Origin of the sequence: Actinomadura darangshiensis, assembly GCF_004349235.1 — a bacterium.
Classification (GTDB): Bacteria; Actinomycetota; Actinomycetes; order Streptosporangiales; family Streptosporangiaceae; genus Spirillospora; species Spirillospora darangshiensis.
This window is the reverse complement of record NZ_SMKY01000077.1, coordinates 23188-33741: the sequence shown is the minus strand read 5'-3', so window position 1 is coordinate 33741 and position 10554 is coordinate 23188. Positions and strand designations below refer to the sequence as shown.

Sequence of the window (10554 nt, the reverse complement as noted above, 5' to 3'; positions counted from 1 at the left end):
GACGTGAGGGGCTCGGGGAAGTCGACGGCGAACCGCCGCGGCAGCCGCACGTCGTTCGGGCGTTCCACACCGTCCACGAACACTTTGACGCCCATGCCGGAGTCGAAGCGGGTGTTGTTGGCGACGAAGAGCTTGCGGCCCGCGATGAGCGCGCGGTCGCGGCCTTGCTCGGCCTTCGTCGACGAGCTCGCGGTGAACGTCGGGAGCCCGGAGATCAGCGTCGCCGCCGCGCTCGTGCCGACGCCGAAGAAGGTCAGGAGCAGCCCGTCGATCCCCTGCGTGGTGCCGCCGCCCGTCTTGCCACCGGACATCATCGAGGCGAAGGAGACCTTGAACTTCCGTACGCCGCCGGTCGGCTGCGTCCCCAGACTCGCGTCCTGGAGGACCGGGCGGATCCAGACGAGGCGGCCGTCCACGACGAACGACCGCCCGTTCTGGAAGAGGTCCTGCCATTTCGCGATATCCGCCTCGGAAGTTCCCTCGTTGGCGAGCACCGCACCCAGCCCGTCCCGGATACCGGCGGCGAGCCGCGGGCCGTCCTCGGGCCGTGCGACCGCGTTCCCGACCTGGCCGGCCCGGTTCTGGATCTCCGCCGGGGTCCACCGGTCGACCCTCTCGATCGTCGCCTCGCCCATCGCGCTGACGTCGAGGTACCACGGCGACCGCCGCGGCGGCGCCGTCCCAGGCGGATCCTCGGCAGGCGGCACCGCCGCCACCGGCTCGGCCACCGTCACCACCGGCTCTGGTACCGCCTCCCCCGATTCGGATACCGACCCCACCGACTCCGGCAGCGGCACCGACTCCGGCGCCGTCGCGGGCGTGTCCGTGTCGACGTCCGGCCGGGCGGGCGGTACGTGGAGGACGCCGTCGCCGGTGGCCGGATCGACGACCAGCACGTCCGCGCCCAGCCGGGTGGCGAGGTCGCCGGCGAAGGACGGCTCGCCCTCGGCCACCGGCCTCCCGCCTCCGGGCGTCACCAGGGACACCGGCATTCCGGACGAGTACGCCGGGTTCCCGGTGATCCACGCGACCGTCCCGTCCAGGTCGAGCGGGCGGCCGTCCTCGGTCAGCGTCCCGGCGCCGGCGTCGAGCTCGCCGTGGACGACGAGGACACCGCCGTCCCGAGCCGTCTCCGCCGGGGGCGTGACCGTATCGAGGGCGGCCGGAAACCGCCCCGGTGCACGCGGGCCCGGATCGGCGGCGGCAGTACCGGGCCCATGCCGCCGGATCTGCGCCTCGGTGGCCTGCTCCGCCGCGATGGAGGCCCCGATGTCCGCGAGCCCGGCGTCGATCTCAGCCTCGACCAGCGCGTCCTCTAGGGCGTTCACCTCGGCATCGATGTAGGTGCCGCCCGTGCCGGACGCCTGGGCCGCACGGGCGAACTGGAGTTCCGCCGCCAGATCTCCCCACGTCTGCCACGCCGCGTCCGCGTCCTCCTGCCGCCGGAAGTAGTCGGCGAGTTCCGGCGTCGCGGCCTGCGGATGCTCGGTCGTGGCGGGCGATCGCGTCGGGAAACGCGACCCGCCGGACCGCTCCGGCGGCGTGGACACATCGGACCCCGCCGGAGATTCGGCCACGGACGGCTCGCGGCGCGGCGGGATCGTGATCCCCGCGCCCGTCGCCGGGTCGGTGACGATTCGCACCGGTCCGCCGAGGCCGGTGGCCAGGTCCTCCGCGAACGGCGCGATGGCTTCAGGGTTCGACGCGGCGCCCGGAACGACCAGTTCCACCGGGTCCCCCGGCTCGTAGGCGGTGTTGCGGCCGATCCACCGGCGCGTGTCCGCGGCATCGCGTGGACGTCGGCCCAACTGCAGCGTGGAGGACGCGGGATCGTAGTCGCCGGAGAGCCGCACGGTGGGAACGTCGGTGCGCGGCGGTTGCACGGGCGGACGCCCGGCCGCCTCGGCCCCGGCCCGCGCGGCCTCCTCCTCGAGGGCGGCGATCTGCACGCGGGTACCGAGATCGTCGACCCGGGCACCCGTGTTCGAGGACTCCACCCCGGACGTGTGATCGGCATCCGCCTGCAGATAGGCCGTCCAGAGAGCGTCCCGCCGAGCCCTCGCCGCCTCGGCGGCGTCCGCCAGCAGGGCACCTTCGAGGGCGGCCTCCCGCGCCGGGTCCGCCTGCCGCCTGCCGGACGGCTCGCTCCGTCCCGCAGAGGCCGGCGCACCCTCCACAGGCCGTCCGGTCGTGGACGTGCTGCCACCCTCGGAACCCTGCGCGGGCGCCTTCGGCTCCGAGGACTGCTTGACGGACGTCCCTTCCCCCTGGGGCGCGGGCTTCTGCGAGCCACCGAGCGTGCGGCCCTCGCCCGAGAAGACCGGCTCCCCCGCCTGCCCGCGGTTCACCGGCCGGGCGAAGGCGGGAGTCGGCTCGGGAAGACCGACGTCCACCCGGATGACCGGCGTCCCGGTGTTCGGCAACGGAGCCTGCTGCTGAACCGGCTGGAGCTCCACCGTGCTCGCGCCGGGGCGCCGGCCCGACGCCGGAGGCGTGGACGAACGTCCCTCGTCCGACGCGACCGTGTGGGGGGCGCCGCTGCGCCCCGGCTTCCGCGCCGCGGCCGGACCCGCCGACGTTCTGTCCCGCGGCCTGTCGGCCGGGAACTCCAGCGGATCCTTCTCCCCCGACCTGTCGTGCGCGGCCTGGCCCGCGTGCTCGGACGGCGTCCCGCGTGCGGGGGTCTCCGGCCCGCCCAGCGGACGGCCCTCCACCGGCACCGTCGCCGGGGGCACGGGCTCGGCCGCCTCGTCGGCGAAGGTGAACGTGACGGGCTGACCGTACTCGACGCGGGCGGGCTCCGGCGGCGGGGAGCCGGGGGCGGCCTGCTGTTCGCGCGGCGGCGGCACGGGCACCACCTGGCCGATCTGCCGTCCGTCGCGCAGGCGCCGCCCCGGGCCGTCGAAGGGTGACCGCGGGCCGCTCCCGGCGTTCGCCGCCGGGTCGTCGGCCGTTCGCCCCACTCCGACCGGAACCGTGATCGTGCCGTCCGTCAGCTCGAAGTTCCGCACGCCCGGATGGACGACGAACCTGCCGTTCTCCAACCGGCCCGGCGCCACCTCGACGATCTGGCCGTCGTGCCAGATGTGGATCCGTCCGGGTGTGTCCGGCGGCATCCCGCGGATCGGCACGCTCGGCCCGGTGCGGGCGGGCACGACTCCCCCGTCCAGCGTCCGCCCATCCCCGGTGAACGGCCTCGGCGGCGGCGCCGGACGCGGCTGCGCCTCCTCGACCCGGACCGTGATGTCCGCGATGCCCGCATTGGGGTCGGCCTCGGACGGCGGCCGCGGCGAGGTGACGCCCGGCTCCGCCGGGACGAAGTCCAGGGTGAGCCGCGTGGTGGCCTGCGTGCCGGGTCGCGCAGCGGGGCGTCGGATGTCCACCTGGACCTCGAAGCCACCTCCGTCCGCCCACTGATGCGGCAGCGCGCCGACCGGCTCCTGCACCGCAGGCGGCCCCTGCACAGCAGGCGTGTCGAGCGCGGCGGGCTTGGCTTGCGTTGTGGGTGGCGCGATGTCGTCCACGGGGGCCGGGGCCACGGGTGACGGCGACGGCATGGAGGATGTGCTCGACTCCCCCGAGTTCGATGAGGTCGACGACGAGGAAGACGACGACGGGCGCGATGGCGATGGCTCTCGTGAACCGTCCCTCGACGGGCCCGAGCCGCCCTTTCCGGGGGACGAGCCGCCTTCTCCGCCTTGCGAGGGGAGCGGGCGCTTGCCGCCGCCCGTCCCGGCCGGGCCGGACGATGTCCCGTCCCGTGGCGGCACGGCCCTTTCCGGGCCGCCGAGCACCCGGCCGTCGCCGGTGAACGCCGACTCGCCGGGCCCTCCGCGGTTCACCGGACGGGCGAAGGCGGGGGCCGCGGCCGGCTCGGGCATGCCGACGTCCATCTGGGCGACGGGCGTCCCGTCGTCCGAGACGGGTGTGCGCTGCTGGACCGGGTGGACCTCGATCGTGCTGGCGCCGGGGCGGTGGCCGGCCCCTCCGCCGCCCGAGCGCCTGCCCTCGCCGGACGGCGAGGACGAGGACGAGCGGCCGTCCCTCTTCACCGGCACCGTGTGCGTGTCGCTGTTGCGTCCCGGCCTCTCGACCGTGGCCGGGCCCGACGACGTCTCGTCCCGCCGCCCGTCGAGCGGGGACTTCGGCGGCCCCTGGTCCCCCGGCCCCGACCGGTCGTGGGCGGCCTGGCCGGCGTGTTCGGACGGTGTTCCGCGCTCAGGCGCCTTCGATCCGCCGACCACGTGGCCGTCGCCGGAGAACGTCCGGGGAGGTGCACCCCCGGGCGGCGTCCCGCCGGGCCGGTCGCCGAACGTGAACGTGACCGGCTGGCCGTACTCGACGTTGGCCGGTTTCGGCGGCGGGGACGCGGGAGCGGCGCCGGAGTCCCCCTGCGGCGCGGGCGAGTCGTCGGGAGGGACCACGCGGCCGTCGTCCAGCCGCCGCCCCGGGGTGCCGAAGGGCGTCTGCCGGCCGCCCTGCGGGGTCGCCGCGGGGTCGGGCTGGTCCCGCCCGATGTGGACCCTGACGTCGCCGTCCGTCACATGGAAGTTCCGCACGCCCGGATGGACGACGTACGTGCCACTGCCGAGTTCGCCCGGCCCCACCCGGATCTCCTGGCCCTCGATCCAGACGTTGATCCGGCCGGGCTCGTCCTCCGGGATGCCGCGGATCGGCACCGTCGGTTCTCCGCGGCCGGGCACCGTTCCGCCGTCGAGCGTCCGGCCCTCGCCTTCAAAGGGGCTCCGGGGCGGTCCCGCCTGCGGGTCGGTCACCCGCTCGACCTTGACCGTGACGCGCGGGGCGTCGTCCCCGGCCGTCCTGCCGGGCGTCCCGCCTCCGGACGAGGACTTCGGGGACGCGTCGCCGGACTTCCCCGGTAGGAAGTCCAGCGTGAGGCGGGTGGTCTGGGAGTCGGGCCGCACCGGGGGCGCCTGCCCGTCGTCCCCCCTGGAACCCGGGGAGGGCGGGCCCCCGGTCTCCGTCCCGTCGCCCGGTTTCACGGGCGGCTTGACGGGCGCGGGCGCGGGGGCGTCGCCGAGCCTGCGCCCGGGGCCGGTGAACGACGGCTGCGAGGACTCCGGGACGGGGTCCGTGGGCCGGCGGATGTCGACGTGCACCTCGAAGCCGCCCTGCCCGCCGCTCCCCCGCTTCTGCGCCGGGGGTCCGAGGGGGGCGGGCGTGTCCTGCTCCCCGGGCCGGGTGACGACCGGCGTGTTCCCGCCGGGCCCGCGGGAGCCGCCGCCGGCGGGTGTCGTCCCCTCCGAGGTGGAGGGCGCGGGCGAGCGCGACGGTGGACGGGTGACGGGCGGCACCGGCGTCGGCGTCGGGTCCGCCACGTTCCGGTTCGCCCCGTTCAGGGCGGGCGAGTCGTGCGGGCCATCGTGGCGCTGCACGGGCGCCGACCCCGGCGTGTCGGTCGCGGCCTCGCGTACGGGCGCCGAGCCCGGCGTGTCCGTCGCGGCCTCGCGTACGGGCGCCGAGTTGGCCGCGGCCGTCCCGCTCCTGTCGGGGGTGGTCTTCGGGGGCGGTCCGCCCGGGCCGCGGCTCCCCGACTGGCCCGGGGTGTCGCCGCGCAGGTTGATCGGGGTCCGGTCAGGCGTCACCGTCACCGTGGGGCGTGAGTCGCCGGGCCGGCCGCCGCCCCTGCCGGGGCCGCCTGAGCCGCCCGGGGCAGTGGTCGCCGGGACGTTGCCCCCGCCCTTGCGCAGGCCGGGGGGCGGGATGACGATCGGCACCCTGTTGCGGTTGGCGGCCCAGCCGTGGATGCCGCCGAGGACGCCGCCGAACGCGGCGCCCATGCCGATGTTGATGCCCTCCTGCCCCCAGTCGACGTGCCAGTCGGCGCCGGCCGCGGCGGTGCCGAGGCCGAGCGCGGCCATGTCGATGCCGAAGGTCGTGACGCCGCCGACGACCGCGCCGGCCGCGAACTCGGCGGCCGACGCGGCCAGCCAGCCCATCCGCGTGGCGATCTGGCCGATGACGTTGACGATGGTGCCGATGAGGCGGGCGACGAGGCCGATGAAGGAGGCCGCGATGCCGAGCGGCAGGAGCACCACGTTCAGCAGGAAGCTGAAGATCATCGTGAAGTACTGCTTGTTGGCCTCCTCGGCCATCTTCCCGGCCTGCTCCTTGATGCCCTCGACGTAGGCGTGGATGCTCTGGCCGACCGTCCACGCCCCCTCCGCGGCGTTGTTGACCACCGGGCCCATGTTGGAGGTCCAGGTGCTCTCCGCGGTCGTCCCGGTGGTGCCGGTCCAATCGAAGGCCGCCACGTCGGCGGCCATGCCCGTCTGCCCGCCGTACAGCGCGTCGCCGAGGAGGATCCACTGGTTGCCCAGCTCGATCATGGCGTCGAGGTCGAGGCTCTCGGTGAAGTCCTCCCAGGTGTAGCTGCCGGGGGCGTTCCCGTCGCCGTCTACATCGGCCATGCGCCCACCTCCTCGGGGGACTCGGCGGGCCGGGGCTCATGCGTCAACGTCTCGGTCTCCTCGTCGATCGCGGCGTGGACCAACTCCGGCTCCGTCCTCCGGCGGACGAGCACGCCCCGCCCCGGGATCCGCTGCGTCGCCCGCTGCTCGCCGAGCAGTGCGCCCTCGCGGGGGTCGCCGGACAGGACGAGCCCGTCGGCGCCGAACTCGCGCAGCCGGCCGAGCAGCGGGTCGGCCATCAGGGAGCGGGACGCGCCGCCGACCCGCCGGGCGAGCACGACGTGGAAGCCGAGTTCCCCGCCCTGCCCGACGAACGCGCCGAGCGGGGCGAGGGGGCCGCGTCCCGGACCGTCCGCGACCAGGTCGTAGTCGTCGACGACGAGGTAGAACTCCGGTCCCCGCCACCAGTCGCGGTCGCGCAGCCGGCGGGAGTCGAGGTCGGCCGGCGGCATGCGCTCGCGCAGCTTCGCGACGACCTGGTCGACGAACGCCTCGGCCAGTTCGGCGTTGCCCGCGTGCGCGCCGATGTACGGCTCGGGCACGGTGTCGAGGAGGCCGCGGCGGTAGTCGACGACGATGAACCGCACGTCCCACGGCGACTTCCGGCGGGCCACGCCGCGCATCCAGGCCCGCAGGAACGAGGTCTTCCCGGCGCCCGCGTCGCCGAAGACCAGGAAGTGCGGCTGCCCGGCGGTGAGGTCGATGCCGACCGGCCGCACGTCGCGCTGCGACAGCCCGATGGGCACCTCGTTCCCGGCCAGGCCGCGGCCGTCCCGCTCCCAGGGGTCGTGGACGTCGTCGCCCGCGGCGAACCCGTCCAGTTCCTCGACGGTGACGCGCTGCGGCAGCACCTTCAGCGGCGGGGCGGCGGCCCCCCGCCAGGATTCGGCGATCTCGGCGACGAGCTTCCGCTGGGCCTCGGCGAGGTCGTCGACGCCGTCTGAGGCGTCCAGTCTCGGGAGCGGGACGTGGACGGGGACGCCCGGCGGCACGAGCCCGCGCCCGGGCGGGGTGCGGCCGAGCCGCCGGGTCTCGCGGCGGTTGATCTCCGATTCGGCGGCGTCGTTCAGCCGCAGTTCGAGCCGGCCGCCGATGGCGTCGCGCAGCGCCGGGCGCAGTTCGGCCCAGCGGCCCGCGGTCAGCATCACATGCACGCCGACGCCGAGCCCGCGCCCGGCGAGGTCGGTGACGATCGCGCTCGCGTCGTCCAGCTCGGCGTGCAGCGCGCCCCAGTTGTCGACGACCAGGACGACGTCGGCGGCGCGCACCCCTGCCGGGAGCGCTCCCGCGCCGCGCATGCGGCGGAAGTCGGCCGCCGACTGGACGCCCAGTTCCGCGAACATGCGCTCGCGCAGTTCGACCAGGCGGGACACCTCCGCCAGCACCCGCCGGACGCGTTCGGGGTCGCGGCGGGCGGCCACCCCGGACACGTGCGGGGCGCCGGCGAGCCTCTGCAGCCCGCCGCCGCCGAGGTCGACGCAGTAGAACTGCAGCTCGTCCGGGGTGTGGGTGAGCATCGCGCTGATCATCGCGGTGCGCAGGAAGGTGCTCTTGCCGCTCTGCGGCGCGCCGACGAGCGCGAGGTGCCCGTGCAGGCCGGCCAGGTCGAGGACGAACGGGCGCTGCTCCTGCCGCTCGGGCAGGTCCGCCACCGCGACCGGGAAGCTCAGCTCCCCCGGGTTCGGCCACCCCTGGCTCTGCAGGCCGCGGCCGTCCACGGGCGCCGCCGGGGCCAGCAGGGGGTCGAGCGGGAACGCGGCGGGCAGCGGCGGCAGCCACACCTGGTGGGTCGGGGCGCCGCCCGCCGCGAGGCGCTCCACGACCATCTCCAGCTCGGTCGTCCCGATCTCGGGCACGGGCGTCCGGGCGGGCCGCGGCGCGGCCTCCTCCGGGGCCGGCGGCGTCCGCAGCCCGTAAGGCACCGGACGGACGGGCGCCGCGAGCCGCTCGTCGGGCGCGGCGGCCTCGTAGAGGCGGGAGACGTGCGCGACGCGGAAGCGCTCGTACACCGACTCGTCGACCTTCAGGTAGGCCGATCCGGGGATGGACGGCAGCCGGTACGCGTCGGGCGTGCCGAGCACCGCGCGGCTCTCGGCGGCGCTGAACGTGCGCAGCGCGATCCGATAGGACAGGTGGGACTCCAGCCCGCGCAGGCGGCCCTCCTCCAGCCGCTGGGTCGCCAGCAGCAGGTGCATGCCGAGGGAGCGGCCCACCCGGCCGATCTGCACGAACAGGTCGATGAAATCCGACCGCCGGGACAGCAGCTCCCCGAACTCGTCGACGACGATCATCAGGTAGGGCAGCGGCGGCAGCGGGGCGCCGTCCGGGCCGGTCGCGCCCGCCGCCCGCCGGTGCTGGTAGTCGCGGATCGAGTCGACGTCGCCCGCGCTGCGCAGCAGCCGCTGCCTGCGCTGCTGCTCGCCCGCGAGCGCGGCCCGCACCCGCTCGACGAGGGACAGCTCGTCGCTCAGGTTCGTGATCAGGCCCGCGACGTGCGGCAGCCCGGTGAGCCCGGCGAACGTCGCGCCGCCCTTGAAGTCGATCAGGACGAACCCGAGGTGCTCCGGCGAGTGCCGCGTGGCGAGGCCGGTGACGAGCGTGCGCAGCAGCTCGCTCTTCCCGGAGCCGGTCGCGCCGACGACCAGGCCGTGCGGCCCGATCCCGCCCTGCGCCGACTCCTTCAGATCCAGGACGAGCGCCTCGCCGTCGCCGGACACGCCGACGGGGGCCTGCAGCAGCTCCTCGTCGTCCGGTGCCCGCCAGACGCTGCTCGGGTCGAGCGTCGCCAGATCGCCGATGCCGAGCATGCCCGGCAGCGACACCGACTGCGCCAGCACCTGGTCCTGCTCGCCCGTCAGCCGCAGCGGCGCGAGCGCGCGGGCGATGCGGGAGCGCAGCGCCGGGGACGGGCGGTCCACCGTGACGTCCTTGACGTCGGCGCGGAGCCCGATGTGCGGCCCCTCCAGGGTCGCGCGGCCGCGCGCGTCGAGCCGGACCCGGACGTCCACCCGCTCCGGTTCGTGCGCCTCCTCGGTGACGACGCACACGACCGTGATGCCGAGCTGCGCCCCCGCCTCGGCGATCAGCCGGACGACGAGCGGCGACCGCGCCCACACCGTCCGCGGGTCGTAGCCGTTCAGCACCATCACCAGGCGCCGCCCGGCGGGCTCCTCGGCGGTCATGGAGACCAGCCGGGTGCCCCGCGCGGCGCGGGCCGCGACGGCGCGGTCCAGTTCGGCCTCCAGATGGTCGGCGAGCCCGTCGAGGCGTTCGGCGACCAGCGGGACCACCTCGGCGCCCCGGTCGCGGGCGTCCGGTTCGAAGGTGTGCGGCAGCCACTTCGCCCACTCCCACGCCGGGTCGCCGGCCGTCACGACGGCGAGCCGCACGTCGTCCGGCGCGTGCAGGACGGCGAGCTGGCACAGCAGCGCGGCGGCCGCGGCCTCCGTCTGCGCGGGCGGCCCGAGCAGGCTCACCACCCCGGCGCGGCCGAGGTCGATCCACGCCGGCTGGCCCTCGACCGTCCCCTGGGTCCGGACGAGCTCCTCCGCAGCGTGCAGCGACCGCGGGTCGTACTCCACCGCGGGGTCGGAGCGCCTGTTCGTCGTCATGGTCAGGGCCAGGGGCCCGCTTCCGGTGCCGATCCGGACGCGGAGGTGGTCGGGGTCCCCGCGGCGCCGCTCCCACACGCGGCGGCGGCGCTCGGCGATGGCCCAGAGCCGTTCCGGGCTCGGATGGATCCACGCGGCGGCGAACCGCTGCACGCGGGCGACGTCGCGCGCCTGCCCGCGCAGGTCGGCGAGGTAGTCCAGGTAGCGCTCGCGATGCCGCTCGCGCGTCCGCCGGTTGCGGCCGCGCGACTGCATGTGGACGCCGGAGGTCAGGCCCACGGCCGACACCACGAACACGACCCCGAGAATGATCATCCACCGGCGTCCGGTGGAGACGAGGTACGCGGCCATGCTGACGCTGGTCAGCAGCGGGAGGAGGAGCATGACCATGCTCGACATGGTGTTCTGCGGCTGCATCTGCGGCGGTGCCGCGATGCTGAGCCTGTCCTCCGGCACGGGCGGCGGGGCCATCCGGGCGGGGCGGTGAAAGGCGATCCTGCTCATCGGTTTCG

General features: G+C 75.8%; 1 protein-coding gene and 1 pseudogene. Both read right to left on the bottom strand.

Going from position 1 to position 10554, the window contains the following annotated elements:
- Positions 1 to 6431, bottom strand: a pseudogene (locus E1293_RS18620) (hypothetical protein); the annotation flags it as partial.
- Positions 6419 to 10432 (bottom strand): type VII secretion protein EccCa, encoded by a 4014-nt coding sequence (eccCa, locus tag E1293_RS18615; protein WP_207938925.1) that lies wholly within the window; start codon positions 10430 to 10432, stop codon positions 6419 to 6421. The pseudogene E1293_RS18620 and the gene eccCa, both read right to left, overlap by 13 nt.
- Positions 10433 to 10554: the final 122 nt, after the last annotated feature.

Coding starts and splice junctions, on each gene's coding strand:
- eccCa (WP_207938925.1), bottom strand. CDS start 10,432: ATGGTCATGCTCCTCCTCCCGCTGCTGACCAGCGTCAGCATGGCCGCG.